Source organism: Streptosporangium sp. NPDC000396 (genome assembly GCF_042898655.1).
GTDB lineage: Bacteria > Actinomycetota > Actinomycetes > Streptosporangiales > Streptosporangiaceae > Streptosporangium.
This window is the reverse complement of the sequence record NZ_JBIAZA010000020.1, coordinates 41,000-67,354: the sequence shown is the minus strand read 5'-3', so window position 1 is coordinate 67,354 and position 26,355 is coordinate 41,000. Positions and strand designations below refer to the sequence as shown.

Below are 26,355 nucleotides of genomic sequence, written 5' to 3'. Positions count from 1 at the left end.
TTGGCTAACATATAAGATGTCGGAGAGCATAGGAGATCCGGATGGCAAGAAGACGAGAGCAGACGAGCCAGGAGAGCCGAGATCTGATCCTGGCCGCGGCGGCGGAGCTGTTCGCCGAGAAGGGATACCGGCAGACCACGTTCGCCGACGTGGCCGAGCGGTCGAAGATCAGCAGGGGTTCCATTCCCTGGCACTTCGGCAGCAAGGAGGGCCTGCTGCTGGCCGTACTGGAACACTCCGTGCAGACGCTGCTCCAGTCGCAGGCCGAGCAGCCGCCGCCGGACGCGGAGGGGCTGGACCGTCTGCTGGCGGAGGTGGTGGCGTTCCTGCGGCTGCCGATCTCGAAGCTCTTCGTCACGCTGCTGGTGGAGGCGCTGGAGCCGGACTCGCCGGTCCATGATCGGTATGTCGCGATCCAGACGGCCATGCGGGAACGCGTCCAGACCTGGGCGGAGGGTCTGCCGCTGCCCGAGGGGGTCACACCGCGCGCGGTCGCGGTCGCCGTCATGGGCGCCATGGTGGGCATCCACCAGCAGTGGCGGCTCACGCCGGACGGCGTGGACCTCGACGAGGCGTTCGGCGCCCTGCGGTTCCTGCTGGGCGGCGTGCTGAAGCCCAGGTAGGCGGTTGCGGGCGCCGAGACCGGATGCCCTCGCCGGGGCGGTCTCCGCCGGGTCCGATCATCCCGCGATCCGATCAGCGGGTGGCGACAGGGGAAACCCCGCCGAAGCGCACGCCGCGGCGGGGCGGCCGCGTGTGACCCGGCCGACCGGTAGGGATCAGAGGTTTTCCGGTATGTCGATCATCTGGTTGAGCAGCGGGACGAGCTGTTCCTCCTCGTAGTCCAGATGGGCCTCCAGCTCTCCGGCGAGCCGGTCCAGCTCGGCCCCGATCGCCGCCTGATCCCCGGTCTCGGTCAGCGCCCGTATCCGGGCCAGGATGCGCGCCACGGCCTGGTGCTCGTTCCTGAGCCGTGCCAGGACCTCGGCCAGCTCGGGGTGGAGACCGTCCAGGTGGGGGAAGAGGACGTCGTCCTCGCCCACATGGTGCGCGTGCAGGGCCTCGCAGAACGTCAGGCAGTGCTCGCGCAGGCCGGGCCCGAGGCGCGCGGTACGGCGCAGCTCCGCGAGGTCGCGGCGGAAGCCGTCGTGCAGCTTCACCAGCTCGTCACCCCACGCCACAAGCCTGTCGTCATGTGCGGTCATGCCGGCTCCTTCGTCAGTACGCCTGGAACTCGCGCCAGGACGTGGTGGATGAATCCGAAAAGTGCGGAAACGAGGGCTGCGATGGCCGCCACGCCGAAACTCCATCCGGCGTCGCCGTCCGAGAGCAGGGCTCCGGCGATCGTGCCGGCCAGGCTGCTGCCGACGACTCGGACCAGGGCGTTCACGCCGCCGGCGGCCGCCGTCTTGGCGGGCTCGACGTGTTCGACGGCCATGGTGCCGAGGGCGGCGTAGCCGAGCCCGACGCCGACGCCCAGGATCGTCGCGGCTATGTACAGGTCGGAGGGCGTGTCGTGCGAGGCGATCAGCCAGAGGGCGGCGGCGGCCACGAGCAGGGAGCCGGTGCCGACCAGGGACGCCGCGGGGAAGCGGCGCATCAGGGGGCCCGCGAACAGTGAGACCACCAGCATCAGGCTCGTGGTCGGCAGCAGGTACAGGCCCACCTGGAGCACCGACGCGCCCAGTGCGCCCTGCGCCACGGCCGAGATCGTGGTGATCGTCGCGAACAGGGCGAACCCCAGCAACAGCGACGCCACCGTCGCGCCGACCGTCCCGCGGTGCAGCAGCATCGGGATCTCGATCAGCGGGTGCGTGGCACGGCGCGCGGTCAGCACCCACACGCAGGCCACGACGGCCGCCCCGGCCAGCAACCCCAGGGTGAGCGGCGAGGCCCAGCCCCAGGCCGCGCCCTTGTTGATGGCGAGCAGCAGGCAGACCAGCCAGACGGTGACCAACGCCGCGCCCACGAGATCCGGGCGCCCGTCGTCCACACGGTCCCGGCGGGGTTCGCGGACGAAGGACGCCACGAGGGCGAAGCCCGCCGCGCCGAGCCCCGCCAGGATCCAGAACAGTCCTTGGTAGGTGCCTCCGACCAGCCCCGCGAGGATCATCCCGCCGCCGCTCCCGACCCCGATCATCGCGCTCAGCACGCCGATGGCCGTGGGGAGCCGCTCGCGGGACACGATCTCCCGCGCGAGGCCCATGGCCAGCGGCAGCAGGGGAGCGGCGACGCCCTGCAGCACGCGCCCGACGATGAGCAGCGGGAGCGTGGTGGCCACGGCGGCGATCAGCGACCCCACGACCAGGAGGGCGAGCGCGGACAGTGCGACCGGCCGCCTGCCGTACAGGTCGCCGAGGCGCGACAGCAGGGGGATGGCGACCGCGCCGGAGAGGAGAGCGGCGGTGAGCGTCCAGGAGACGGAGGTGAGCGGCGCGTGGAGCTCGCGCTGCAGCACGGGCAGCATCGGCACCACCGCCGTCATCTGCAGAGTTCCGACCGCGACGGCGTAGGCGAGCACGCCGACGGCGATCCATGGATACTTTTTATACACGTATAGAAAGTAACATGGCAGGATGCCGGCTCGCACGGGGCGACCCCCCAAGATCTCCAGGGCGGACATCGTGTCCGCCGCCCACCGGATCATCGACACGGAGGGAACCCAGGGACTGACCATGCGCAGGCTGGCCCGCGAGGTCGGCACCACGGCGATGGCGCTCTACCACCACGTGCGAGACAAGAACGAGCTGCTGCAGCTGCTGCTCGACGAGTACGCGGCCGGGGTCGAGATGCCCGAGCCGCACGAGGACGACCCCGTCGAGCGCGTCGTGGCCGCCGCCACCGCCATGCGGGAGGCGCTGGTCGGCTGCCCGTGGATCGTGGAGGTGCTCAGGGCGGACGACCTGCTGTCCGTACGCGCGCTCTGGTACCCGGAGACGATCATCGACGGTCTCCTGCGCGCGGGGCTGACGCCGGAGGAGGCCGTGGACGCGTACCGGATCATCTGGCACTACACGGCGGGCGAGATCAGCGCGCGGGCGACCGCGGCACGCCGGCGCGAGGAGAACAGGCCGACGTACCGCAGCCGCATCTTCGCCGAGCTCGACCCGGCCACGCTGCCCCGGCTGGCGGCGCTGGGAGAGCGCTGGGAGGAGCTGACCGCCCGCGACACCTACGACAAGGGCATACGCGCGCTCGTCCACGGCCTCCTGCCGCCACCGGCCTAGGGTCTGTTTTGTGGATCTTTCCACCTACTGCGGTCGGCCAGACGGCGCCCCGCCGCGTTGTCGCCCCACCCCACGAAAACGCTATGCAAGCTCCGCGTTTGCCGCGGGGGTCCCGGGGTCCTGCCGCCGTGGCGGTCGCGAGCCGGCGTCAACGCACCGTCGGCCGGGGTCACGAGCACGCGGCCGGGGTCACGAGCACGCGTATTCTCGCGCCGTGAGGATCATTCGCAGTGTGGTCGCCGCGCTTGCGCTCGGCGCGGGATTCGGCGCGGTCACCTCCTTCGTCAACGACGTGTCCTCCCCGTACGGAGAGGCCGGAGGCCGGTTGGTGAACGCGGGGTGGGCCTGGGTCACCGAGGTCGCAGGAGTGGCAAGCCTGTTGCTGGACGCGGGGTGGGCCTGGGCGGCACTGGCGGTGGCCGCGGGATGGCTGGCCGGCGCCCTCGCCCGGGGGGCGGTCGCCGGCGCCGTGGCATTGGCGGCGGCCACGGCGGCGTACTACTGCATGGACTCCCTCCTCCGGGAGGAGCCGTTGGTCTCATACCGGGAGGAGACGCTCTACTGGTGGCTCGCGAGCCTGGTCCTCGGGCCGGTTCTCGGCGTCGTGGGCGCGAGGGCCGGGCGCCCCGGAACGATCGGCCTTCTCGCGAAGCTGACGGTGCCGGTCGGGGCGATCGTTCAGATGATCTTTCTGCCGCCCGGATTCGGCCTGACCGTGCGCCCGGCAGCGGTCTGGGCTCTGGTGATCGTATGGGGGGCCGCCGCGGCGGGCATCGGTGTCGTCGTCACTCGGTTCGCCGCAGAGCGGCGAGTACGGCCGGTGCCGGCCCCGCTCCCGCAGTCAGCACTGGAATCCCACGGATCTTCCCGCCTCCCCGGTCGTGCAGGATGACCTGACTCGTGGATCCGAAGCCGAGCCCCGCGACGTCCTCGTGGCTGCCGGCGCCGCGGCGACACTCTTCGACGTGCGCCTGGGCGGCTTTCCGAAGAGAGCAGCCCGGGTTCACTCAAGATTCGTGTGGCGTGACCTCAAAATCTCCGCCGATTCCGACCGGTGTGCTCGAACTCGATTCGTGATCAGGTCGACGAGAACGAGAAGAGCGATCTCATAGGCGCTGCCCATGGGCAGCACGGCCGTCGAGGCGTGATCGTCGGCCATGGTCTGAGCCCTGATGTGGACGATGCGATCCGCGTGGTCGGCCGGCGAGTTCTGAGGCTGTGCGGTCAGGTAGAGCAGGCGGGCGCCCGTCTGCACCGCTGTGCCGGCCAGTGCCTCGACCGTGGAGAGGCGGCCGGGGCCGCAGGAGAGAACGACGAGGTCGCCCTTCCCCACGGCTGGGCAGGTCATCTCGCCGACGTAGTGCGCATCGAGCCCCGCGTGGAAAAGCCGCATGACGAGGCCGCGCAGGACCAGGCCCTCCCGGCCCGGTGCGTAGCAGGCGATCCGGCGCGCCGCGAGCAGCTCCTCGACAACCACGTCGAGCTCGGCCTCGGGCACGCTCCCGACCGCGGCGGCGATTTCCTCCATGGCGCGCTCGGCGTCGCCGGGGAGTCGACGGGGAGTCGTCATCGCGGCCTCCTTCGACTGGCGGCTTCTGAGTGCACGGCTCACAGGCCCGCCGGGCCCTTGAGCATCAGACATCAGCCCCCGGCGCAGTCCTCACATGAGGATGTCGGCCACCACCGCGGCGTAGGCCTCTTCCGGGGAATGCCCGTTTCCACGGTAGCTCCGGCCAGGTGCCGGCCGGAGCTCCGACTGATCGGTGAGACCGACCGGTACATCGGCCGCCCGCCGGGTTGCCGGTACTAAGACCGCACCGGCGAGTTGCAGCCATGCATCAGCAGTGACGATCCCGGTTGACCGCGTCGTCCGAAGCCGGGCTTTCCACGCGCTCACGTGGTCGCCCATCAAGGCAGGCAGACTGGCTGACTGGCGTCAGAGCGGTGACGAGTCGATGAAACCAATCCTGCGCGGTTCCCCGCACCCCGGGGTGTTCTGCGCGAAACGCCGCCCAGTCCGCTTCCCCGAATCGCACCGAGTTCAGGTGGAAACCACTCGTTCCAGCGCTCGTGGGGGAGTGGTGAAGAACCTTCCGTAGAAGCTGCGGCGAGAGCCTCGTGCGATCGTCCTCAGCCAGAAGGACCGCGTCGTACAGATCCTTGCACTGCGATCTGCCGCCGGCTGCGCCGTCGGCGTGCAGCCACAGAAGTTTCCAGGCCAGAGACAGCTCCCGGCTCGCCGTTCGGACAATCGGCGGTGCACCACCGTCCCCTCTGGACATCATGGTCCATACCGGGGGCTGGGGAAGCTTCTCATCCAGGGCGAAATCAAGCTGCGCTTCACCGGAGGGCAGCCCCTCCGCCTGCCACGGGATGATGATCCGGAGCCCACCGGCGCCGTACCCGCTGTAGGCATATGCCCAGGTGAGGTCCCTGCGGGCACTGTCCGCGCGGAGCACCACTCCCGGTGCCGCCTCCGGCTGCCGACGGACCAGGTCAAGCAGGTCGTCATATGAGGGGAAGGGGTCCGCCGGACCTGGATCCCTGTCCCAGCGGAATCCCTCCGGGGGGACGATCGCCCGCAGTCCGCGCGTTTCGAATTCTTCTTCTCCGTCTTTCCAGATTTCGTACCGGGCCGCGCCGGCGGCGGCTTCCGGCCACTGCTGGATGACATCGATCCGATCCACGTAAGGGTATGGATCCAGGGAATCGACGGGGACCGCCGGCTCGGACAGAACCACGAAGTCGAGGTCGGCCGGCTCGCGTGCTTCGCTGCCCGCCCACGCGGTCATGACCATGCTTCCGCGTAACATCAGGTTCTCGCTCCACGGAGCATCCGCGATGAGGCTCAGCACATGGTCGAGGACCGCACGGCGGGCCGTTCGCCAGCGGACCGCGCTCTCCGGATCACCGAAGTCAGGCTCTTTCGCACGGCTTCTCCGGTTGGGCCGCCCCGGCAGGTCGGGCAGCGGCTCCTCACCCGGACGGCCAGGCCCCGGATGGTCCTCGGTCATGCGTCGGCGTCCTGTCCGCCGATCCAGCCGGCGTCCATGCCCGGGTTGTCATCGTGCACCACGAACTCTTCCTCGACCTCCACGGCCGCGTACCCTGCCTGCGCAAGGTCGCCCAACAGGGCTTCAAGCCTTCGGCGGGCCTCGGGCCGGTCGACTCCCCGGCAGCGCTGGGTGACGAAGCGCTCATGACGGCCTGCGTCCACGACGCGACGAGCGTTCCATGACACGTGCGCCGCATGGCGCCCGCTGAGCTTCCGTACCGCGGCAACCTGGGCGTCACCGGCAAGGACGAGCTTCACGTGGTGCTCGAAATAACACTCCGGCGGGAGCGCGGCGGCCTCCTCGGCGGTCTGCGGCACGTCCGCGTTCCACGGCGACGCTTCGATCTTCACCCGTGCAACGCCGAATCCCTCGCCATGCAGCCGCTTCACCCACACTCGTGCCTGCGATCGCTGCGTGGTCAGCACGCCCCGGCCGCGATAGGTGAGCATGGGCTGATCGGGAGTGCTTCCCCGCTCCAGCAGAATCCTCGTGTACTTCATCTCATTGCGCTCCGCCCACCGGCGTATCGCCTCGTCGCCACCGCCCAGCCGGCTTGGCAGCACCGTCAGATGCGTTTCGAACACACCAGTGAAATCCTTCACGCATCCTCACAGTCGACCGTACGTGTTGCAGCAGGGACTGTAGTAACCGGGAGCGACAAAATACCCCGAAGTCATCTCGAAGTAGACCGGGGCCCTGTCGCAGTAAATGCCCGATTTAATGCGATATCGGCTCTAAGGTGATCATTGCGATCTGGGGCATGCCCCGCGATCTTCGGTGGCGGTTTGGTGTAGATCAGTCGATTTCACTGATCACGCAACACGCCTCATCGCGGCTCTCCTCAACCCCGAACCAGCGGTCGGCCAGCTCGTCAAAGGTAGTGGCGCCCGAAGCAGGGATCTCCCGGAAATACCACGGCAGGTGCGAGTACACGTGCAGCAGGGCGTAAGCCATCACCTTGCGGGGTAGCGCCGCCCGTCGCTCCTCGGGGTAGCCATAACCGTCCAGGAAGGCACGCATCAGCAACCGGTCGCCACCTGTAAGGAAGACCCCCACGGCGACCAGGTCGTACTCGCGAGCGCCACGCATCGCGGGCTCGAAGTCGAACAACCCGAACAGCCTCCAGGCGCCCGCTTCCTCCCGAACCAACACGTGCACGTCCATGAACTCGGTGTGCAATAGAACGGGCTCGCCCGGTTCGAGGTCGACCGAGTCCAGGAATCCCGGGATCTGATCCAGCCACGTCTGGTCCAAACCGCCAGCCCGGTTCTGCTCGGCCGTGGCTGCGGCACGCTCGGCGCAGAAGGCGGTCCAGTCAGGCGGGCCGAGCACATCTGGCGGGGTGATGGCGTGCAACTCCGCAAGCGCCTTCCCGAGCTGTACGGCAAGGCGCTCCCGCTCACGCCGCGGAATCTTCGGCCAGGCCCGCTTGAGGTCCTCGCCGTGCAGCCTGTCCATCAGGATGTAGCCCCACCCGTGGAACTCACCGGCATCCTTGACCCCCGGCGTGGGGATCGACAGGTGGCCCTCCAGCGCACGCAGCACGTCCCGCTCGATGGGCGGCTCCTCCTTGCGAAGCGGCGGGTAGAGCTTGATGACCAGGTCGTCGCCGACGGCGTAGACCGGTAGGGAGCCCTCGTCGAAGGCCACGACTTCGCCCGTCAGCCCAAGGTGTTCACATAGCGCCAGCACCCCTGCCAGCAGTTGCGCGTCATCGATCGCGTTGTATTGCTCTTCGGTGTCAGCCACAGGAAGCACATCAGTGACCATATTGACGAGGTCAACCGAATTTTCTGGAACGCGGGGACGTCCGACGTCGCCTCCATCCAGATACGGCTCTGACACCCCGCCACGTGATCACGGGACACGCCCGAGGGGCCACCCCGTCTCGCGTGCACACCGATCCGGGATCGCGTGACGCATGCCCGCGCAGAACCACTACGCTCGCGTCCCATGCCGACGCTGCGAGAGGAAGACGTCAAGCAGACGCTGGGCCCGCTGGTACGGTCGCGGACGGTGTTGGAACCGGCATCATGAGGGCCAGGGGCGAGACGGGGCTCACCGAGCACGAGGTGAACGACCTGCTCGACGGCGGCGAGGCAGGGCCGGGGGATGACGCGGTGCGTGTGCTGTCACGCCTTCAGGGAGCGGCGGGCGAGAGCACGGCTTCCAACCGCGATGGCGAGCGCGACGACGATCAGAATCGCCGCGACCGCGAACGTGGTCCGCATGCCGGCGGCGACGGCCTCGGGGCCCGCCGTTGTGATGTCGGTCGTCGCCGATGCGAGCGCGAACACGGCGCCCATGACGGATGCGCCGGTGATGAGCCCGAGGTTGCGCGACAGGTTGAGCACGCCTGAAACGACGCCCCGCTGGTCCGGGCGGACATCTGCCATGACGGCGGTGTTGTTGGCAGCCTGGAACAGCGCGTAGCCGGCGGTGGTGACGACGAGGGGGACGATGTAGCCGGAGACGCCGAGCGTCACCGGCATCGCGGACAGGAAGAAGGAGCCGGTCGCTGTCCCGATGAGCCCGGCGACGGTCATGCGTTGTGCGCCGAGACGGTCCACGACGCGACCGGCCGGCACACCGGTCAGCGCGGAGACAAGCGGACCGGCTGACATGACGAGCCCGACGAGAGCCGGGTGGAGCCCGAGCGCGCGAGACAGATAGAACGGCCCGACCACCAGCGTCGCCATCATCACCGTCGAGACGAGCGCGCTCATGGCGAGGCTCGCACTCAGCACCGGATTGCGGAACATCGCCAGTCGGATCAAAGGTGATGCTGTTTTCGCCTCGACGAGGACGAAGAGGCCGGCTCCGAGAGCGGCGGCCAGCAGCAGAGCCGTGTTGAGCGGGCCGAAACTGCCGCGCCCGATCGTCATGGCGAGAGCGTAGGCCGCGAGCGTCAGCGCGAGCAGCAGCGTGCCCACGTTGTCGAAGCCGGTCCGGCCGGTCTCCGACCTCCGGTGGTCAACGGGCAGGTGGCGGCGCGCGAGAAGGAACGTCAGGACACCCAGCGGCACGTTGACGAGGAAGATCGCCCGCCAGCCGAGCCCGGAGATCAGAGCGCCGCCGAGCGACGGGCCGAGAGCGGTGCCGATCGCGGACATCGTTCCGAGCAGTCCCATGGCGCTACCGGTCTTCGCCTTCGGAACCGCCTCACCGACAAACGCCATGGTGAGGGCCATCATGACGGCCGCTCCAAGCCCCTGCGCCGCCCGGGCGGCGATCAGCGCCCAGAGCGTGGGCGCGACTCCGCACGCGACCGAGGCCGCCGTGAACAGGAGGATTCCAGCCAGTAGCAGCCGCCGGCGGCCGGTGATGTCACCAAGCCGTCCGACGCTGACGATCAGGGTGGTGATGGTGAGGAGATAGGCGAGGACGATCCACTGGACTTCCTGGAAGGAGGCGGTGAACGCCTGCGCCAACGTCGGCAGGCCGACATTGGCGATGCTGGTGCCGAGTGAGGACAGCAACATGGACAGCGAAAGGCCGGTGAGCGCCCATCGAGCCGAAGGCGTCGATTCCGCATGTCCGGCTGCTGGTTCGTCTCTTTCTGCGATAAGCGGCTTCAACATGAACTCCGTTGTGTGGCGGCGCGGGCCGTACCTGGTCTGGTGGAGGTGGTGATGTCAGGCGTCGGCCGGTGCCTGCGCGCCGAGCGAGCGGCGGCGTGCGACCAGGACGGCGTCGTGGATGGTGATGGCACGCCCGTCAGGGTCCACCGCGGCGCGCGGGCGGGTCTCGGCCACCAGCACCCGCCACTCGGTGGGGTCGAGGGCGGCGGCGACTTCCTCGCCGGTGAACATCGCGTCCGGGAAGAGTCTCCGGCCGATGGTGGTCCGCAGGTCGGACGGGTGATGTCCGACGATCAGCAGGGTTCCGCCGGGGGCCACCGCGGCAGCCAGCCGCGCGAACAGCTCCCGCCTCGCGTCGCCGGGCAGGTGCATGTACTGCGCCGACACCAGGTCGTACGCGCCCTCGGCGGGAGGCTGGTCGCGTAGATCGGCGTGCGTCCATGTGATGCGGCCGGCGACCTGCGCGCCCGCGGCCGTGGCGTGCGCGGCGGCCCGCTCCAGCGCGGTGGTGGAGATGTCGGCCGCGGTGACGCGCCACCCGCGTTCGGCGAGCCAGATCGCGTCGGCGCCTTCACCGCTGCCCACGTCGAGCACCTGGCCGGGGGCGAGTTCGGCGGCTTCGGCGACGAGCTGCGGGTTGGGGCGTCCGCTCCACAGCGCCGGGCGGGCGCGATAGCGCTCCTCCCAGGCATCCCGCTCGAACATGGTGCGCACCTGGTGCCGGTACGCGTCGACGGCGTCGCGGGTGTCCTCGGCGACGAGGTCGGCGTTGATCGCGGCGCCGGCCTTCAGGCCCGCGGCGGCAGCCGCGATCACTTGCGCCTGTATGTCGGCCACGTTGCCCGCCACCCACACGCCGGGCACGCCGGTGGCTCCGGTGGGGTCGGCGGGAACCTGGCTGCCGACGACCTGGCCGCCGAACTCCACGTCGACCGGCTTCAGCCCGAGCGACTCCAGCACCTCCGCGCGGGCGGACAACCGCGGCGCGACGGCCAATCCGTCGAGCGCGACGATCTCGCCCGAGGCCAGCCGTACGCCGGTGAGCGTGTCGCCGTCCGTCTCCAGCGCCGCGACCGGGCCGTCCACGACGGTGATGCCGCGTGCCGCCAGCCGCTCGGCCCGTTCCGCGTCAGGTGCCGGGGTGTGGTGCAGCAGGAGCAGCACGTTCCGGCTCCACTGCCGCCACAGCTCCGCCTGATGCCAGGCCGGCGGCCCGTTCGCCAGGACGCCGATGCGCCGGTCGCGGACCTCCCACCCGTGGCAGTAGGGGCAGTGCAGTACGTCCCGGCCCCAGCGCTGGGCCAACCCCGGCACGTCGGGCAGCTCGTCGACGAGCCCGGTGGTCACAAGCAGCCGCCGCGCCCGTACGGAGCGCGCGCCGTCCAGCGTCACCAGGAAGCCGTCACCGTCCTTGGCGGTGGCCTCGACCCGTCCGGTGACGATCCGGCCACCGTACCGGGTCACCTCATCCCGTCCGGCCGCCACCAGCTCGGCGGGTGGCGTGCCCTCCCGGGTCAGGTAGTTGTGCACGTGCCCGGCGGGTGCGTTGCGCGGCTGCCCGGCGTCGACCACCAGCACCGTCCGCCGCGCCCGAGCCAGCGTCAGGGCGCCGCTGAGCCCGGCGGCGCCGCCGCCCACCACGACCACGTCGTATGCGTCTTCCATCATGGGTCTCCCTTCGCTCGCCGCCTACGGTGCATCCGACCGGCTGGGTCGGCAAAGTAAATTTGCCGACATGGCAAACGACGACACCGCGATCCTGGCCTCCGTGGGCCCGCGGCTGCGCGCGCTGCGCAAGAAGCGCGGCACCACCCTGACCCAGCTCGCGGAGACCACCGGTATCTCGACCAGCACCCTGTCCCGCCTCGAGTCCGGTGAGCGCAGAGTCACCCTGGAGTTGTTGCTGCCGCTGGCGCGCGCCTACCAGGTGCCGCTCGACGAGCTCGTCGGCGCGCCTTCGGTGGGTGACCCGCGGGTGCGGTTGAAGCCGATCAAGCGCGGGGACTCGACGATCGTGCCGCTGACCCAGCACCCCAGCGGGTTGCAGGCGTTCAAGATGGTCCTCGGCACCGACCGCCGCGAACCCGATCTGCGTATGCACGAGGGCTACGAGTGGCTGTACGTGCTCAGCGGGAAGCTGCGACTGGTGCTCGCCGAACACGACATCGTGCTCAAGGCGGGGGAGGCCGCGGAGTTCGACACGCGGCTGCCGCACTGGTTCGGCAGCACCGGAGAGGCGCCGGTGGAGATCCTCAGCCTGTTCGGAGCGCAGGGCGAACGCATGCATGTCCGCGCGAAACCGCGTGGTGCGCAGTCCGGCGGTCCCGGCCCGGGTTGATCGCCGCGCTTTCCACCCGGCGCCCGTGCGCAGGTACGGCGGGCCCGCCCGGGCCGACGCCGAGCGGACGAAGCCGGAGGCGTCGGCGGGGGCGGGCTCGGCTCAGCAGCGGCGTCCGTCGATCTTCTTGATCCAGCCCGAGCAGTTGCCACAGGTCTTGCGGGCCTGCCACTTGCCTTCGTCGTAGTTCCAGGTCTCGGCGTGGAAGTACAGCGTGCCGGCCGGGATCTGGGCCTTCCGGGTGAAGCCGCGCGCGATGAGGTACTGGTTCATGGCGTCGACCTCGGCGCATGCGTTCACCGGCCACGCCTCCCCCTGCCCGACACCGGCGAGCAGTTCCTGCATCACCGGGTGCTGCTGGGCGGAACGCGTGTAGGCGCCGCTGGTGCCGATCCAGTAGTCGTCGGAGGACGAGTCGGATAGTCCCGCGATCACGGTGCCGTAGGCGGAGCCCATGGCGGCGGAGGTGTTGCGTGTCTTGATCGCCTCGCTTCTGGCGCGGTCGATCCGTGCGGCGTGCGTCTTGAGGGCGGCTTCGGCGGCCTTGAGCCGGTCGGCCTCGACCTTCTTGGTCGCGTAGTAGACCCAGGCGCCCTGGGTGCTCTTCTCCCGCACCCAGGTGATGAACGCCTTGCGCGCCTCGCTCTCGGCGGTGCCGTTGAGCAGGGAGGTCTCCAGGGAGGCCATCCTGCTCCGCAGCGCCTCCAGGGCGTCAGCGAAGGACCCGACGGGCTGGTCGGCCTTGATCGCGTCCTGCAGGAACATGCGTGCGTTCAGCGCCCATTTCTTGAGATCGGTGGTGGGGACCAGGTCCTCTTCTGTCGGCAGGGAGGCGAATGTTTGCTCCATCGGGGCGCCTTTCCGTCTGGATGGCCGTGGGCTGGCTACAGCCTCCACTCCGGCGATCCGGGACTGATTGCAAGGCGTTGTACGCGGAGGCGGGTTGTGGGGGTGTGGCACCCTTCCGGTTTCCTCCGGTGGCGGCCGTCTCGCGGATGGCGTGGTGCGCGGGCCGGACCCCGTTGGCCTCGGCTTTTATCACAAAAAGCGGGCAAGTCGACGAACCATGACAAGAGACTCAAATGAGCAATATGGAAGAAGGCATTAGGAAACGCTGATGCGACGATCTGTCTGGCGGTCACGCAGTTAACGGGATGGATTCAACTAAACCTCAATAAGAGGCCTTATGGCCTTGAAGTGGACGTTGTCCACCTGTCCTGGCGTCACCGAATTCCGGCCAATGCGGCGCAGCGATGGGAGAACGGATGCTGAGCAGGCGGAACATGCTCGCCGTGGGCGCTCTGACGCTCGGCGGCGCGGTGGGCACCAAGGGGCTGCTTTTCAACGACCGTGCCGCTTACTCGTCCGCGCGAGGCTTCTACCCACACGTTCACGGTGTCCAACCGGCACGGGTCGGAGCGGCGCTGACCGTTGCGCCGTTCTCCATGCAGATGCCCGTGCCACCGGTGTTGAAGCCGATGGTGTCGACCAACGACGTCGACGTGTACCGGCTCGACATACGGCCGGCCGACATCGAGATCCTCCCCGGGGTAAGGACTCCGGTGTATACCTACGGCGGCCAGTTCGTCGGTCCCACCATCCGGGCCAGGACCGGGCGCCGGGTGATGATCAGATACAAGAACGCCCTCGACCGCCCGGCGAACGTGCACCTGCACGGCGGTCACGTCGAAGCGGACCACGACGGTCATCCGATGGATGTCATCCAGACCGGACAGTCGCGGTGGTACAACTACCCGAACAGGCAACAGGGCGCGACGCTCTGGTATCACGACCACAGCCACCACACGGAGGCGGAGAACGTCTACCGCGGCCTGCACGGCTTCTATCTGATCGACGACGACAGCGAGAAGAGCCTCCGGCTGCCGGGGGGAGCGTACGACATCCCGATCATCATCCGTGACGCCCTGTTCGACGCGGATGGCAAGATGGTCTTCGGCGGCAATCCGGCCGAGCGCAACGTCATCCTCGCCAACGGAAAGCCTCAGCCGTACTTCCCGGTCGCCGCGCGCAAATATCGCCTCCGGCTGCTCAACGGCGCCACCGAACGGACCTTCAACCTGAACCTCGGCGGCGCCGAGATGACGCAGATCGCCTCCGACGGAGGCCTGCTGCCGGCGCCGGTTCCCCGGACCGAGATCCGGCTCAGCTCCGCCGAGCGGGTGGAGGTGGTGGTGGACTTCTCGCGCTACCCGGTCGGCACACAGGTGGTCCTCTCCGACGGGACCACGCCGGTGCTCCGGTTCGACGTGGTGAGACGGGCGGTGGACTTCAGCCGGGTCCCCGATCAGCTCCGGGCGCTCCCCGTTCTCCCCGCCGCGACGGTCACCCGCAACATACGGCTGAGCTTCGACATCTCCGGGTTCCCTCCCGTGGGCCTGGTCGACGGCAAGACCTACGATCCGGCCCGGGCCGACCAGCAGATCAAGTTGGGCGCCACGGAGATCTGGAACATCACCAACGGGGACGGCCAGTTCGGATTCCACCACAACTTCCACATGCACCTCGTGCAGTTCCAGGTGCTGGACCGCGACGGTCAGCCTCCGTCGCTGGACGACGCGGGACGCAAGGACACCGTCCCCGTTCCGCCGGGCACGTCCGTTCGGGTGAAGGCGACCTTTGCCGACTACATCGGACGGTACGTCTACCACTGCCATTTCCTGGAGCACTCCTCGCTCGGGATGATGGCGCAGATGGAGATCGCCCCCTGAGCGCCTGACACTGCGCCTGACACCGCCCGGACCGCCCGGACCGCCCGGGCGCCGGGCCCGGGTGAAGGCCGAGTCCGCCGCCTGGCTGCAGGTGAGCGGCGAGTGCGTTCAGGAAGCCGCGGAGCATGCCGCCGGGTCACAGCCCGTCGAACCACGCCCGGACGCCTTCGGCGCTGCCGGTGCCGAGAGCGACCATCAGGGCGATACGGGCCTTGGCGGCGGCAAGACCGCGTGCGCCGATGGCGCCGACACCGGCGGCCAGGCCGTAGGTGCCGGACCGCATGTCCTCCAGCGCGACATCGCGGGTGCGGCACCGGGACGCGACGACCACCGGAATGCCCCACTCGGTGAGCTCGCTGATCGCGGTGAACAGGCTCACCGGCACGTTGGCCATGCCGGTGCCCTCCAACACGACCCCCCGTGCGCCGGCGTCCACTGCGGCGGTGAGCAGCGCGGCGTCGATACCGGGATATGTCTTGATCAGCGCGACGTCGGACTCGGGTTCGCCCTGCGGCGCGGGTGGGCGGGGCGGTGCCGTGCCCAGCGTCTCCACGCGCCCGGCCACGACCCGCCCCAGGGGAGGGAACGGTGCGGAGGAGAACGCCGCGACGCCGGTGGCGTCGACCTTGGTGACCCAGCGGGCGGCGTGCAACTCGTCGTTGACGCACACGACGGCGCCCGCCTGGCGAAGGCGCGGATCGGCCGCGGCGGCGATGGAGGCGGCCAGGTTGCGAGGGCCGTCGGCGGACAGCTCGTCCAAGCGCCGCATGGCACCGGTGAACACGATTCCGCCTCGTGACGCCGCCGGCCCGGCGAGCAGGTCGGCCAGGAAGGCGGTCTCCTCGAGGGTATCGGTTCCGTGGGTGACCACCACCCCGTCGAAACCGTCGTCGAGAACGGCCGAGCGCACGCGCCGGGCCAGGGCCAGCATGGTCGCCGGGGACATGTCCCAGCTCGGCTCCGCGGTGACGTCTTCCACCGTCACGTCCGCGGCGAGCTGATCCGCCGGCACGCCGTCCAGCAGGTCGGTGCCGGAGGCGATCGCGAGCCGGTCGTCACGTCGCGTGTAGGCGATGGTGTCCTTGGTCGCGAGTAGCAGCACGTGTGAGGCCATGGTGTCCCTTCGGGTCGAGTTCACTGGTGGTGGGAGGCGGGGCCGAGGTGGTGCTCCAGTCGTTCGATGCGTGCGATGAGCGGCTGGAGTTGCTGGCGCACCGCCGCGGCCAGCGCCTGCGCGGGATCGGCGGCCGCGGTGGCAGAGGTCTGCGCGCGCAGGTGCACGTAGCCGGCCAGGGCCGCCGCCACGGCCCGGCGCGTCAGCCGGGGCTCGGCCCCCAGCGCGCGCAGCACCTGACCGGCGGTGCCGTCGAGTTCGTTGACAAGCCCGAGCAGCAGGTGCTCACAGCCCACGTAGTTGTGCCCCAGCGCGGTCGCCTCGGCCACCGCCAGTTCGAGCGCGCCGGCGGCGGGGCCGCTGAAGTGCACCGATGAATCGTCGCTGGAGCCGCCCTCTTCGGGGTCCGCCCGCCGCTCCAGATCACGCCGGATCTGGGCGGGATCGATCTCGACCGCCCGCAGCACGTGCAGCGCCAGGTTGTCGCCCTCGGTCACCATGCCGGCGAGCAGGTGCCCGGTCCCGACGTTCGGTGAGGTGTCGGCACGCGCCTGGTCGATCGCCAGCTTGATGACGGCGCGGGCACGGGCGGTGAAGAGCGGCAATCGCTCATCCAGATCGCTGGCCTCCAGCTCGCCCAGGGCGGTCTGCCGGATGGCGGTGATCCGGCGCACCGCCTGCTCCAGCGCTCGCTGGCAGATCGCGGACACCGGCACACCGGCGTCCTTGACGGCTTCCGCCAGTTCGTCGGGCAGGTAAACGTTGATCTTCGGCATGGCGCCACCTGTCGTCTGTTGGGGTTATCTACGGGTTACTCGATATTTATACCCCCTATAGGGTTAGTTTCTCTAGGTTAGATAACCCTATCTGTCATGGTTCTCTCGCCTTACCCCGAGCGGGTCGGCGGCTCACCGGAAGCACTCGCACGGAAGGCCCGGCTCGGGCGTCGCGGCCGGGAGATGCTCGCCGGCGGACAGCGGCTCAACGACTACCTCGACCTCCTGGATTCCAGCTGGATGTCGAGCAGCCGGGCGACCTGTGATCAACCTGTGGCAGGCCGTTCGGTGACGGCGGCCACGCGATGATCGGCTTCACCGTGATCGGCTTCACCGGCGGGTGAGAGCTCCTCGCCGATCAGGCCGGGCGGACCGGGGGCGCCCGGCGGCGCTACGCGGTGCCCATCATGCGGTTCTCCCAGGCCCAGGCGGCGATCTCGACCCGGTTACGTACGCCGAGCTTGGCCTGGACACCGGAGATGTGACCCTTGACGGTGCTCAGGGAGATGAACAACTCGGCGGCGATCTCCTGGTTGGTACGGCCTCTGGCGATTGCCCGGACGACCTCGGTCTCCCGTGCGGACAGCGGCTGGGCGGGTCCGCGGGCGGCCGGTGCTCCGGCGGACGCAAGGTGGCGCAGCAGCCGCAGGGTGACCGACGGCGAGATCAGGGCGTCCCCGGCGTGCGCGGCCCGGACGGCCTCGACGAGAAGGGCGGGGCCGGCGTCCTTCAGGACGAAGCCGACCGCCCCGCCGTGCAGCGCGCCGTAGACGTATTCGTCGAGGTCGAAGGTGGTGACCATGATCACCCGGAGCGGGTCGGGGACACCGGGGCCGGCCAGGGCACGGGTGACCTCGATGCCGTCGAGGCGGGGCATCTGAATGTCCACCAGGCACACGTCCGGGCGCAGCCGCCGAGCCAGCGCGACCGCCTCGGCGCCGTCCGAGGCCTCGGCGACCACGCTGATGTCGGGCTGGTCCTCAAGGATGATCCGCAGGCAGCCACGGATCATCGCCTGGTCGTCGGCCAGCAGGACCCTGATGGTCATCGGCGCTTCCGCGCGGGGAGAGGCAGGGTGGCCAGCACGGACCAGCCGGCCCCGGGGCGCGGACCGGCGCGCAGCGTGCCGCCCAGGGCGTCGAGGCGTTCGCGCATCCCGGTCAGGCCGTACCCGCCGCGGCGATGGTGGCGGGCCGAGGCCGACGGGGCGTCGTCGACGACCTCGACGGTGACGACCTCCCGATCCTGGGTGACGCTGACCGTGACCGAGCGGGCGTGCGGGGCGTGACGGGAGACGTTGGTCAGCGACTCCTGGACGACCCGGTAGACGGTGCTGGTCACCTCGGGCGGCCACACCGATTCACCTTGACCTTCGCCCTCGGGCAGTCGCAAGTGCACCGCGGGGCCGCGACCGTCGAAGCGCCTGACCAGGTCGCTGAGCCGTTCGGGTCCGAGCGTGGCGGGAGCCGCGTCATCGACGTCGCGCAGCAGGCCGACGACGCGTCGCGTCGCGGCCAGCGCGTCGGAGCCGGCGGCCTCGATGTCCGCGAGGGAGGCGTCCGTCTTCTCCGGATGCCTGCGGGTGACGAGCCGGGCGGCCTGAGCCTGGAGCACGATGCTGGTGACGTGATGGGCGACGACATCGTGCAGTTCCCTGGCCAGGTTCAGGCGCTCGTCACGGCGAACCTTCTCGGCGGCGGCCCGGCGGCGGGCGGCCAGCAGCCGCGGGCACAGCCCGGCCACGAGGGCGGCCAGCCATCCCGCGCCGTTCAGCATCGTCACAGCCGGGACTCCGAAGGAGGACGCATGGGCGGAAAGCAGGCTGCAGGCGACCACCGCGAACCCTCCGGCCGCGATGGCGCAGGCCGAGGAGACCGGGAGCGTTCTGACCGCGGAGCCGACGAGCACCGACAGGCCCAGGACCATGGCGGGGCCGGGTTCGGCCGGCAGGTGGGCGAACCGGGCCGCCAGGATGGCGGCCACCGCGACGGCCAGACCCGCGACCGCCGCCCGTGACCGGTCCAGCCGGCGCACCAGAGCGATCACGCACACCGCCGCCCCGGCGGCGCAGCCGAACTGCCAGTAACCGCCGCCCCAGCTGCCGGCGATCCGGGACGCCCAGAAGGCGAGCACCGCCGCGAACACGGCGCCGAGCCCGAGGTCGGCCGCGATCCCGGCCGGCCTCGCCCGCCGATCCCAAACATTCACGCCGTTCAGGCTAGGAGATCCTCACCCGCGCGCTGAACCGGCCGAAAGTACTGTCACGACCCCGCGATCCCTGCTTTCGACCGATGCCGCCGCCGGGCCGGGCCCGCAGGATGAAGCCCCATGCCATATGGAGAACTTCCCTCTCATGCCGGAGCCCGAGAGCCTGACCAGCCGATACGGCGACCGCCGGGCTCCGGTCCACTGCCGTCCGGGCATCCCGCGGGTCCGGGCCATCGGCTCGATCTGTTCCAAGGGGACCCGCGTCCCCGCCGCCCGTTCCCAGAGGACGGCCCGGGAGGTCCTGCGACGACCACCCCTGGACGGGCGCGCATCTCCGCCCTCGACGTGGTGCGCGGGTTCGCACTGTGCGGGATCCTGCTGGCCAACATCCAGCCGATAGCCAACGTCGGCAAAGTCGTCGTGCAGCGTCCGCCGGCAGTGGGGGAGGAGTGGATGGGACTGCTCGTCGAGCAGCGCTTCTTCCCGATCTTCTCCCTGCTGTTCGGTGTCGGCTTCTCCCTGCTGTTGAACTCCGCCACGGGCCGCGCCGCCCACCCGCGGCTCATCCTGCTGCGCCGGCTCCTGGTGCTGCTCGGGATCGGCCTGGTGCACCACGTGCTGCTGTGGCAGGGTGACATCCTGACCGTCTACGCCATCGTCGGCCTGCTGGTGCTGCTGCCCTCGACCTGGCTGCCGCGGTGGGCCGTGGCCGGCCTCTCCGCCGTGCTCATCCCGGCGTCGCTGATCGCCGCCGGCGGCCCTTTCACGCTGGTCCCCGGGCTGTTCCTGCTGGGCTCGGCGCTGACCCGGTACGGGGTGATCGGCCGGATCGAGCGCTCCACCCGGGTGCCGGCCGTACTGGGCCTGGTCCTCGCGGCGGGGGCGGCGCCCGTCCTGTGGCTGCAGGCCGGCGACCAGGGAAACCCGGAGGCCGACCTCCCCTTCGCCGTGGCCGGGCTGCTGCTCGCGGGAGTGTACGTGTGCGCCCTGCTGACCCTGCTCAGGACGCCGCTCCGACCGGTGCTGCAGGCCGTCTTCTCGCCGCTGGGCAGGATGGCGCTGACCAACTACCTGACCGCCACGGTCCTCGTCCTGGGGGTCGGCCGCGTCCTCGACGGCCCGCCGGACAGCTGGTCCTCGACGACGGTGGTCCTGATCGCCGCTGTCATCCTCGCCACCCAGTGGCTGTGGTCCACCCTCTGGCTGCGCCGATACCGCCAGGGGCCCCTTGAGTGGCTCTGGCGCTGGGCCACCTGGGCTCAGCGTCCGCCCCTGCGCCGCGCCCTCTGACGGCCCAATACTCCGAAGCCACGGCGGGCCGCAACGACCATGAGCGCCAACGTGCTCTTGTTCGATGGCGCGGGGTTGGCCGCACGCGGGGTGAGCATCAGGACAGGAGGGCGCCCACCCGTTTGACCGTACGGATCATGGGCGCGGTCTCCATCAGGTCTAGTGGGGGGACTGCCGGGTTTACCGGCAGGGGAATCGCTTCCCTGTTACGGTTCCTTTGTTTGAAACGGTCAGGGCTTGGCCGTCGCCTACTTCTGCCGAGGGAAGCGAGAAGCCGCTCTCTTCAGGGAGCGGAGGAGTCACTTCGCGCACGCCGTCGAGCGGCGCGACCCGCTCGGTGATGTAGCGGTAGAGATCTTGGGTGTCGCGGCAGGTCACCCCGGCCATGAGGTTGGTCGGGCCGGTGGTGGCCGCCACCACATCGGCCTCGGGGTGAGTGGCCAGCGCGGCACCGACCGAGGCCAGGGCCGAGGGTTTCACCTTCATCCACAGCCATGCCTCGGCGTGGTAGCCGAGGGCCTGCGGAGGGATCTCGACGTCGAACCTGAGGGCGCTGCTGGATCGCAGCTGGTCGAGGCGGCGCCGCACGGTGGTTTGCGACCATCCGCTGGCCGCCGCCAGCTCGGCGTATCCGGCCCGCCCGTCCTGGGCCAGCACACGCAGCAGGGCGTGATCCTGCCCGCTCAGCAAGACCTCCGTCGCGTACGCCGGGGCCGGCCGGAGCCGCTCTGCCTGTTCGTCGGAGAGCACGGTGACCCTGCTGCGCCATCCGGCGAACATGTGCAGGGTCGCGTGGGCGGACATGGCGACGAGGCGCGGGGTTCGCGGCAGTTTTTTCAGCAGCAAGGCCTCGCCGTCCTGATCGCCGCCGGTCTGGACGCCGCAGGCGATCTCCGTGCCGCCGGACAGCAGACGGACCCAGACGGTGTCGTCGCGGCGGGCGAGCGCCTCGGCCACCGCGCCGGCCGCATCCGGCGCGCACACCAGGCGCACAGACCACGAGGTGTACCCGAAGTGCGGGCCGTTGAGCAGGCCGACCACTCGTAGCAAGCCATGCGAGCGCAGCTTCCGATAGCGGCGGGCGATCGTGTGCTCGGAGACGCCGAGCACCTCGGCCACCGTGCGGAAGGAGGCGCGGCCGTCGAGCTGGAGCGCGTGCACGAGAGCGTGATCTACCGCATCAAAGATGCTATTTATCGCCATATATTCGTTTTACATGCGATTTATTGCCGTCTCGTGACTCATGAGCTGCGTGGCCCGCCGAGTCGGCGCGATCGTTGGTGCATGAGCACATACCTTGTCTTCGGCGCTACCGGAAACGTCGGCAGAAGGGTGGCCGAGCGGCTGACCCGGGACGGCGCCGCCGTACGAGCCACGAGCCGCACCCCTGAGACCGCGAAACTGCCGCACGGCATCGAAGTGATCGTGCCGGACCTGGAGGCGCCGGGCGCCCTCGACGATGTTGAGGCGGCGTTCCTGATGTGGCCGTTCCACTCGGCGGAACCGGCGGGCCCCATCGTGGAGGCGCTCAAACGCGGCGTCCGCCGTGTCGTCTTCATGACCGGCGGCGACGCTCGTCCCGGGCTCGCACCAGAGGAGCAGCCCAACCCGGTCGCCCGCTGGCATGCCACCGTCGAGCGCCTGATCGAGCAGTCGGGCATGGAGTGGACGGTGCTGAGCCCCAGCACCTTCATGGCCAATACGCTGTGGTGGCGTGAGCAGATCAAGGCGGGGGACATCGTGCGCGGGGCCTTCGGCTCACTGGCGACGGTGCCGATTCACGAGGACGACATCGCGGCGGTGGCTGTACACGCCTTGACCGGAGCCGGGCACGCCGGACGCCGCTACACCCTCACCGGGCCCGAGACGCTGACCCAGGCCGAGCAGGTGCGGGTGATCGGCGAGGCGATCGGCCGCACGCTGCGCTGGCAGGACCTGTCGCCGGCGGAGGAACGCGCCCGGCTGCTGGCCGACCCCGGCTTCCCCGACGGCTTCGTCGAGGAGTTGCTCGCCGGCTACGCCAAGATGGCGGCGGCCCCGCCCCCGGCCGCCACCTCTGTGGTGCGCGACATCACCGGGAGACCCGCCACGCCGCTGTCGGTGTGGGCCGCCGATCACGCTGCGGACTTCGGCGGATCGGTGCGGTGAAGGTGATCGTCATCCCGTCGTGTCTCCTGGGATCAGGATTTCCGCTCACTGTCGCAGGGACATCGTGTTGATCTACATTGTAAAGGCGCTCTGCTGAGACAAAAAAGACAATCAGCCGATCTGTTCGGCCAGGGCGACGATGATGCCCGCGGGACCGCGGAGGTAGCAGAGCCGAAAGATGCTCTCGTACTGCGCCACCTCGCCGAGGAGTTCGGCGCCGTGGGCGCGCAGGCGAACGATGGTGTCGTCGATGTCGTCGACGGCGAACATGACGCGATGCAGGCCCAGCGTGTTGGGCGGCGGGTTCTCCGGTTCGGCGCCGGACGCCGCGGGGGTGTGGTACTTGGTCAGCTCCAGCTTGCTGTGGCCGTCCGGGGTACGCATCATCGCGATGTCGCTGCGGACGCCGTCGAGTCCGACGGTGCGGTCCGCCCAAAGGCCTTCGACCTGCCCCTTGCCTTCCAGCTCCATGCCGAGCTCGGTGAAGAACTCGACAGCCGCGTCCAGGTCGTCGACGACGATGGCGACGTTGTCCATCCGCTGAACGGTCATGTCTCCGAGCATAAAGAACGCGGCGAGCCGCCGGTCCGAGGTGCCGGAACCGGCGGCTCGCCGCTGGTGGGGATCCGGCGGCTAGAAGCCGGAGTCGCCAGTGGCCGTTCGGGTGCCGCTCAAGTTCCCGAGGCAAAGAGCCGGCTCACGGTGTCGCCAGTGAGCGCGGTCGCCGTGACCCTCCTCACCACATAGCGCGTGGACGCGAAAACACGTTGCCGTAGATGCTTTCAAAACGTATGGTCTTGCGCTCGTGATCACAGTGGTGGAGCGGGTCCTGCCGGCCCGGCTGGGGACAGGATTCCGGTGGTTGCTGGCCTCGAGCTGGCTGACGAATCTCGGTGATGGGGTCGCGGCCGCGGCGGGCCCGCTGCTGATCGCGACGTTGACGCGCGACCCGCTGATGATTTCGCTGTCGGCCCTGGTGGGCTGGGCGCCTCCGCTGCTGTTCAGCCTGTATGCGGGCGTGCTGTCGGATCGGTACGACCGGCGCAGGATCGTGGTCGTCGCGAACGCGGTGCGGGCCGTGGTGCTGGCGGCGCTCGTCGCGCTCATGGTGACCGGCACCGTGACCGTGGCGACGGCGCTGGTGGCGCTCACGCTCCGGTCCATTGCCGAGGTTTTCGCCGACAACGCGACGGCCACGCTGACTCCCATGATGGTCAGCAAGGACGATCTCGTCATCGCCAACGCCCGTTTGGGCACGGGGTTCATCACGCTCAATCAGCTCGCCGGGCCGCCGATCGGCGCGGCACTGTTCGGCCTGGGCTTGACCTGGCCGTTCGCGAGCCAGCTGCTCCTGGTGCTGGCGGGGATCGTGCTGGTCTCCCGGATCACGTTGCCGCCGCACGGCCGGCAGGCCGACGATCTCATGCCTGACACCGTACGGGAACTGATCGCCGGGTTCAGCTGGACCATCCAGCACGCGGCGGTCCGCACGCTGGCGCTCACAATCCTGATCTTCAACTTCACGTTCGGCGCGGCCTGGTCGGTTCTCGTCCTCTACACCCAGGAGCAGCTCGGCCTCGGCGCCCTGGGCTTCGGTCTGATGACCACCATCGGCGGGATCGGCGGCTTGATCGGCACCGGCCTGTACGGGGCCATCACCCGCAGGGTGAGCCTCGGCGCCCTGATGCGGATCGGACTCGTCATCGAAACGTTCACTCACCTGGGCTTGGCCCTGACCCATTCGCCGTGGGTCGCCGGGGGCATCTTCCTGGTCTTCGGCGCGCACGCGTTCATATGGAGCACGACCTCGGTCACCGTCCGCCAGCGCGCGGTCCCGCGCGAACTGCAGGGCCGGGTGGGCAGCGTCAACACCGTCTGCGTCTACGCCGGTCTGGTGGTCGGCTCGTTGATCGGCGGTGTCCTGGCCACCCGCCTCGGTGTCGCGGCGCCCTTCTGGTTCGCCTTCGCTGGTTCCGCGGTGTTCGTGGTGCTGCTGTGGCGGCAGCTCATGCTCATCGCCCACGACGACTGAGATGTTCGGTGGATGTGAACGCTCGATCTGACAGTCCCATGCCGGGATCCGCGACGGCTGGCGGCGACGGATAAGCCTCATGAGAGGAGACGCCGAAACGGCATGGGAGTTCGGCGACAGCCATACTTCATCCGGTAGACCAGAGCACCCAGTTGGGCGGCCTCTCTGACTCTCCATCCCAACCCAGTAACCAGGTCCGGGTGGAGTCGGGCTGCGTGGTGACGGCCACGAGGTGGGTGAAGTCGCCGGGTAGCTGTACGGGGGTCAGGCGTCCCTGCGACAGGTGCGTAAGCTTGTTACCGTCCGCCTCTGGGAGCCAGAATCCGCCGCTCCCGTCAGGGACCATGCGGTTACCGATGTCCCGCGCCACCGGCTTGCCGAACTGCTGCGACCAGGTGGCACCGTCCCAGTGGAGGATCAGCAGCCGCGCTTGTTCGCAGGTGTCATCGTCCACCACCGTGCAGTCGGGCTCCGGGATATCGGAGCCGACTCTGCCCACCGCCCAGAGGTCGTTGGGGCCGGCGACGAACTGGTCCGTGAGGTCCACCCACGATTGCCGTGCGTCCTGGGGCAGGTCGAGCTTGGGCGAGGGAATCGGGTGCCAGGCTCGTCCGTCCCAGCGGGCGAAGTGCGGCACGTTCTCCGCAGCGGTGTACTCGTCTGGCTCCTTGTCCTCGCTCCGCCGGAATCCGGCCGCCCAGGCCTCGTCCGATCCCCGGACGCTGACCAGCAGCGGTGTCATTCCAAGCTCGTACCTGCGGGTAGAACCGCCCGACCAGCGGACAAGGCCGGATCTCTTCCTGAGCCAGAGCCCGTCCGCGCCGAACGCTGCCATGACTTTCTTCAGGCGGTCCTCCGTCTTCAGGCGGTTCTCCTCCGTCCATCCGGTGCCGTTCCACCTGGCCACGCACCATGACTTTCGAGGCTCGCCAAACACCCACACGGCGCCCTCCCACGTAGTGAGAACCTGCGCCAGTCCCAAGGCGCAGGCGGGCCCAGGCACCGGCCCCCATGCCTGGCCGTCGTAGCGCCATATCGCACCGCTGGAGCTGTCGGAAGAGAGAGGAGTATCGCAGTCCACCCGGCGATGGCCGACCACCCAGACTTGCCCGTCCCGTGTCGCGGCCACATCGGCGGGATAGCCGTCGATGAATGCCACCGCCATGCGCCATCCCTCTCAGCGAAGGCCCGGCTGGACCGGAAGATCACAAATGCCCGATGTCGTTGATGGAGCGCGGCACGAGGTGTGGTCACTGGCGTCAGACCTCGCTGAACCGTCGCGTCCCGCTCCGCAGCGATATTAAGCGGTATTAAGAAGGGGCCGGGGCGCGGCAATGCGCTCCGGCTACCCGACGAGTCCCGGGCCGGTACACGCTGCCAGACAGTGGTGAGGTGTACCGGCCTCATGATTTCCGCAGAATTCTTACTGATGAAGCTGTTGTGAACGGGATGCCGCCCCATATTGCCCAATTGATTCTGGGACACATGAAAATCAACACGACCGTGGGCTGCAAAGAGTGAGGAATGGGAGGAGTTTCCCGGCCATCTCGAACGTCGGAAGGTGGCCTTGGGGAACTGCGGGCGAGCCTATGGAACCGGTTGCCAGCGTGAGCACAGTTGTGCCAGATGCCCTCTTTTGCGCATTAACCCATTTCAGAGGCCTCGACTGCGGTGAAGGACGGCTCGGCGAGGCCCCCGCCGCCAGCGGCAGGCTCGCCCAGTTCGACGACCGTGCCCGTCGGGCAACCACCATCGACCTCGGCCTACCGAGTCTCCGCGAGATCGCCGGTCACACCGCATCCGGTGTCGGCGACCAATAGTAAAACCTGTTTAAGATTCACAGCACAAAGATCACG

General features: G+C 69.3%; 25 protein-coding genes. 9 read left to right on the top strand and 16 right to left on the bottom strand.

Annotated features, from left to right (window positions below):
* Positions 1-41: 41 nt before the first annotated feature.
* Positions 42-623: a TetR/AcrR family transcriptional regulator gene (locus ACFY2X_RS29480; RefSeq protein ID WP_389944265.1), complete on the top strand. Its 582-nt coding sequence runs from the start codon at positions 42-44 to the stop codon at positions 621-623.
* A gap of 156 nt (positions 624-779) precedes the next feature.
* On the opposite strand, the gene ACFY2X_RS29475 is transcribed toward ACFY2X_RS29480, so the two are convergent.
* Both ACFY2X_RS29475 and ACFY2X_RS29470 read right to left on the bottom strand, forming a co-directional pair.
* Positions 780-1,205 carry a hemerythrin domain-containing protein gene (locus ACFY2X_RS29475; RefSeq protein WP_389944263.1) on the bottom strand — a complete coding sequence of 142 codons (426 nt, stop codon included), beginning with the start codon at positions 1,203-1,205 and terminating at the stop codon, positions 780-782.
* Positions 1,202-2,554 (bottom strand): MFS transporter, encoded by a 1,353-nt coding sequence (locus ACFY2X_RS29470; RefSeq protein WP_389944260.1) that lies wholly within the window; start codon positions 2,552-2,554, stop codon positions 1,202-1,204. Before ACFY2X_RS29470 ends, ACFY2X_RS29475 begins: the two co-directional genes overlap by 4 nt.
* Positions 2,555-2,576: 22 nt before the next feature.
* Here ACFY2X_RS29470 and ACFY2X_RS29465 point away from each other — a divergent pair, with 22 nt between their 5' ends.
* Positions 2,577-3,227: a TetR/AcrR family transcriptional regulator gene (locus ACFY2X_RS29465; RefSeq protein WP_389944257.1), complete on the top strand. Its 651-nt coding sequence runs from the start codon at positions 2,577-2,579 to the stop codon at positions 3,225-3,227.
* A 214-nt stretch (positions 3,228-3,441) separates the two neighbouring features.
* Positions 3,442-4,119 carry a hypothetical protein gene (locus tag ACFY2X_RS29460; protein ID WP_389944254.1) on the top strand — a complete coding sequence of 226 codons (678 nt, stop codon included), beginning with the start codon at positions 3,442-3,444 and terminating at the stop codon, positions 4,117-4,119.
* Between the two features lie 111 nt (positions 4,120-4,230).
* On the opposite strand, the gene ACFY2X_RS29455 is transcribed toward ACFY2X_RS29460, so the two are convergent.
* The 6 genes from ACFY2X_RS29455 to ACFY2X_RS29430 form a co-directional block, all read right to left on the bottom strand.
* Positions 4,231-4,797 (bottom strand): hypothetical protein, encoded by a 567-nt coding sequence (locus ACFY2X_RS29455; RefSeq protein WP_389944251.1) that lies wholly within the window; start codon positions 4,795-4,797, stop codon positions 4,231-4,233.
* Between the two features lie 268 nt (positions 4,798-5,065).
* Positions 5,066-6,082, bottom strand: coding sequence for a nucleotidyl transferase AbiEii/AbiGii toxin family protein (locus tag ACFY2X_RS29450; protein WP_389944248.1), 1,017 nt, complete (start codon positions 6,080-6,082; stop codon positions 5,066-5,068).
* A gap of 155 nt (positions 6,083-6,237) precedes the next feature.
* Positions 6,238-6,885, bottom strand: coding sequence for a hypothetical protein (locus tag ACFY2X_RS29445; protein ID WP_389944245.1), 648 nt, complete (start codon positions 6,883-6,885; stop codon positions 6,238-6,240).
* A gap of 193 nt (positions 6,886-7,078) precedes the next feature.
* Complete coding sequence (locus ACFY2X_RS29440; protein ID WP_389944242.1) at positions 7,079-8,032, bottom strand: phosphotransferase family protein; 954 nt, start codon at positions 8,030-8,032, stop codon at positions 7,079-7,081.
* A 383-nt stretch (positions 8,033-8,415) separates the two neighbouring features.
* Positions 8,416-9,864, bottom strand: coding sequence for an MFS transporter (locus ACFY2X_RS29435; RefSeq protein ID WP_389944240.1), 1,449 nt, complete (start codon positions 9,862-9,864; stop codon positions 8,416-8,418).
* Positions 9,865-9,918: 54 nt separating this feature from the next.
* Positions 9,919-11,532: a methyltransferase domain-containing protein gene (locus ACFY2X_RS29430; protein WP_389944237.1), complete on the bottom strand. Its 1,614-nt coding sequence runs from the start codon at positions 11,530-11,532 to the stop codon at positions 9,919-9,921.
* A 67-nt stretch (positions 11,533-11,599) separates the two neighbouring features.
* Between ACFY2X_RS29430 and ACFY2X_RS29425 the strand changes: the two genes are divergently transcribed.
* Positions 11,600-12,202: a helix-turn-helix domain-containing protein gene (locus ACFY2X_RS29425; RefSeq protein WP_389944234.1), complete on the top strand. Its 603-nt coding sequence runs from the start codon at positions 11,600-11,602 to the stop codon at positions 12,200-12,202.
* A gap of 102 nt (positions 12,203-12,304) precedes the next feature.
* On the opposite strand, the gene ACFY2X_RS29420 is transcribed toward ACFY2X_RS29425, so the two are convergent.
* The gene (locus ACFY2X_RS29420) at positions 12,305-13,051 is read right to left on the bottom strand and encodes a hypothetical protein (protein WP_389944231.1); all 747 of its coding nucleotides are present in this window, start codon (positions 13,049-13,051) and stop codon (positions 12,305-12,307) included.
* Between the two features lie 416 nt (positions 13,052-13,467).
* On the opposite strand from ACFY2X_RS29420, the gene ACFY2X_RS29415 reads away from it, so the two are divergent.
* A complete protein-coding gene (locus tag ACFY2X_RS29415) occupies positions 13,468-14,931 on the top strand; it encodes a multicopper oxidase family protein (RefSeq protein ID WP_389944229.1) in 1,464 nt (487 codons plus the stop codon).
* A gap of 136 nt (positions 14,932-15,067) precedes the next feature.
* On the opposite strand, the gene ACFY2X_RS29410 is transcribed toward ACFY2X_RS29415, so the two are convergent.
* Positions 15,068-16,045 carry an asparaginase gene (locus ACFY2X_RS29410; protein WP_389944227.1) on the bottom strand — a complete coding sequence of 326 codons (978 nt, stop codon included), beginning with the start codon at positions 16,043-16,045 and terminating at the stop codon, positions 15,068-15,070.
* A gap of 20 nt (positions 16,046-16,065) precedes the next feature.
* Positions 16,066-16,821 (bottom strand): Clp protease N-terminal domain-containing protein, encoded by a 756-nt coding sequence (locus tag ACFY2X_RS29405; protein WP_389944224.1) that lies wholly within the window; start codon positions 16,819-16,821, stop codon positions 16,066-16,068.
* A gap of 96 nt (positions 16,822-16,917) precedes the next feature.
* Here ACFY2X_RS29405 and ACFY2X_RS29400 point away from each other — a divergent pair, with 96 nt between their 5' ends.
* Entirely contained in the window at positions 16,918-17,130 is a 213-nt protein-coding gene (locus ACFY2X_RS29400) for a hypothetical protein (RefSeq protein WP_389944220.1), read from the top strand.
* A gap of 82 nt (positions 17,131-17,212) precedes the next feature.
* On the opposite strand, the gene ACFY2X_RS29395 is transcribed toward ACFY2X_RS29400, so the two are convergent.
* Both ACFY2X_RS29395 and ACFY2X_RS29390 read right to left on the bottom strand, forming a co-directional pair.
* On the bottom strand, positions 17,213-17,869 hold the full coding sequence (locus ACFY2X_RS29395; protein ID WP_389944217.1) for a response regulator: 657 nt from the start codon (positions 17,867-17,869) through the stop codon (positions 17,213-17,215).
* A complete protein-coding gene (locus ACFY2X_RS29390) occupies positions 17,866-19,029 on the bottom strand; it encodes a sensor histidine kinase (protein WP_389944214.1) in 1,164 nt (387 codons plus the stop codon). Before ACFY2X_RS29390 ends, ACFY2X_RS29395 begins: the two co-directional genes overlap by 4 nt.
* A gap of 348 nt (positions 19,030-19,377) precedes the next feature.
* Between ACFY2X_RS29390 and ACFY2X_RS29385 the strand changes: the two genes are divergently transcribed.
* Positions 19,378-20,319, top strand: a complete 942-nt coding sequence (locus ACFY2X_RS29385; protein ID WP_389944211.1) for a DUF418 domain-containing protein — start codon at positions 19,378-19,380, stop codon at positions 20,317-20,319.
* 180 nt (positions 20,320-20,499) lie between these two features.
* Here the strand turns inward: ACFY2X_RS29385 and ACFY2X_RS29380 are convergent, their stop codons facing one another.
* The gene (locus ACFY2X_RS29380) at positions 20,500-21,522 is read right to left on the bottom strand and encodes an Lrp/AsnC family transcriptional regulator (RefSeq protein WP_389944208.1); all 1,023 of its coding nucleotides are present in this window, start codon (positions 21,520-21,522) and stop codon (positions 20,500-20,502) included.
* 81 nt (positions 21,523-21,603) lie between these two features.
* Between ACFY2X_RS29380 and ACFY2X_RS29375 the strand changes: the two genes are divergently transcribed.
* On the top strand, positions 21,604-22,467 hold the full coding sequence (locus tag ACFY2X_RS29375; RefSeq protein ID WP_389944205.1) for an NAD(P)H-binding protein: 864 nt from the start codon (positions 21,604-21,606) through the stop codon (positions 22,465-22,467).
* A gap of 111 nt (positions 22,468-22,578) precedes the next feature.
* Here ACFY2X_RS29375 and ACFY2X_RS29370 read toward each other — a convergent pair whose 3' ends face one another.
* On the bottom strand, positions 22,579-23,004 hold the full coding sequence (locus tag ACFY2X_RS29370; RefSeq protein ID WP_389944567.1) for a VOC family protein: 426 nt from the start codon (positions 23,002-23,004) through the stop codon (positions 22,579-22,581).
* Between the two features lie 268 nt (positions 23,005-23,272).
* Between ACFY2X_RS29370 and ACFY2X_RS29365 the strand changes: the two genes are divergently transcribed.
* Entirely contained in the window at positions 23,273-24,499 is a 1,227-nt protein-coding gene (locus ACFY2X_RS29365; RefSeq protein WP_389944202.1) for an MFS transporter, read from the top strand.
* A gap of 127 nt (positions 24,500-24,626) precedes the next feature.
* Here the strand turns inward: ACFY2X_RS29365 and ACFY2X_RS29360 are convergent, their stop codons facing one another.
* The gene (locus tag ACFY2X_RS29360; RefSeq protein ID WP_389944199.1) at positions 24,627-25,664 is read right to left on the bottom strand and encodes a hypothetical protein; all 1,038 of its coding nucleotides are present in this window, start codon (positions 25,662-25,664) and stop codon (positions 24,627-24,629) included.
* Positions 25,665-26,355: the final 691 nt, after the last annotated feature.

Excerpts from the sequence above, each read along its gene's own strand:
- ACFY2X_RS29475 (WP_389944263.1), bottom strand. The coding sequence starts at position 1,205 with ATGACCGCACATGACGACAGGCTTGTGGCGTGGGGTGACGAGCTGGTG.
- ACFY2X_RS29405 (WP_389944224.1), bottom strand. The coding sequence starts at position 16,821 with ATGCCGAAGATCAACGTTTACCTGCCCGACGAACTGGCGGAAGCCGTC.
- ACFY2X_RS29410 (WP_389944227.1), bottom strand. The coding sequence starts at position 16,045 with ATGGCCTCACACGTGCTGCTACTCGCGACCAAGGACACCATCGCCTAC.
- ACFY2X_RS29455 (WP_389944251.1), bottom strand. The coding sequence starts at position 4,797 with ATGACGACTCCCCGTCGACTCCCCGGCGACGCCGAGCGCGCCATGGAG.
- ACFY2X_RS29415 (WP_389944229.1), top strand. The coding sequence starts at position 13,468 with ATGCTGAGCAGGCGGAACATGCTCGCCGTGGGCGCTCTGACGCTCGGC.
- ACFY2X_RS29465 (WP_389944257.1), top strand. The coding sequence starts at position 2,577 with ATGCCGGCTCGCACGGGGCGACCCCCCAAGATCTCCAGGGCGGACATC.
- ACFY2X_RS29435 (WP_389944240.1), bottom strand. The coding sequence starts at position 9,864 with ATGTTGAAGCCGCTTATCGCAGAAAGAGACGAACCAGCAGCCGGACAT.
- ACFY2X_RS29430 (WP_389944237.1), bottom strand. The coding sequence starts at position 11,532 with ATGATGGAAGACGCATACGACGTGGTCGTGGTGGGCGGCGGCGCCGCC.
- ACFY2X_RS29375 (WP_389944205.1), top strand. The coding sequence starts at position 21,604 with ATGAGCACATACCTTGTCTTCGGCGCTACCGGAAACGTCGGCAGAAGG.
- ACFY2X_RS29425 (WP_389944234.1), top strand. The coding sequence starts at position 11,600 with ATGGCAAACGACGACACCGCGATCCTGGCCTCCGTGGGCCCGCGGCTG.
- ACFY2X_RS29480 (WP_389944265.1), top strand. The coding sequence starts at position 42 with ATGGCAAGAAGACGAGAGCAGACGAGCCAGGAGAGCCGAGATCTGATC.
- ACFY2X_RS29420 (WP_389944231.1), bottom strand. The coding sequence starts at position 13,051 with ATGGAGCAAACATTCGCCTCCCTGCCGACAGAAGAGGACCTGGTCCCC.
- ACFY2X_RS29395 (WP_389944217.1), bottom strand. The coding sequence starts at position 17,869 with ATGACCATCAGGGTCCTGCTGGCCGACGACCAGGCGATGATCCGTGGC.
- ACFY2X_RS29400 (WP_389944220.1), top strand. The coding sequence starts at position 16,918 with ATGGTTCTCTCGCCTTACCCCGAGCGGGTCGGCGGCTCACCGGAAGCA.
- ACFY2X_RS29380 (WP_389944208.1), bottom strand. The coding sequence starts at position 21,522 with ATGGCGATAAATAGCATCTTTGATGCGGTAGATCACGCTCTCGTGCAC.
- ACFY2X_RS29360 (WP_389944199.1), bottom strand. The coding sequence starts at position 25,664 with ATGGCGGTGGCATTCATCGACGGCTATCCCGCCGATGTGGCCGCGACA.
- ACFY2X_RS29370 (WP_389944567.1), bottom strand. The coding sequence starts at position 23,004 with ATGGACAACGTCGCCATCGTCGTCGACGACCTGGACGCGGCTGTCGAG.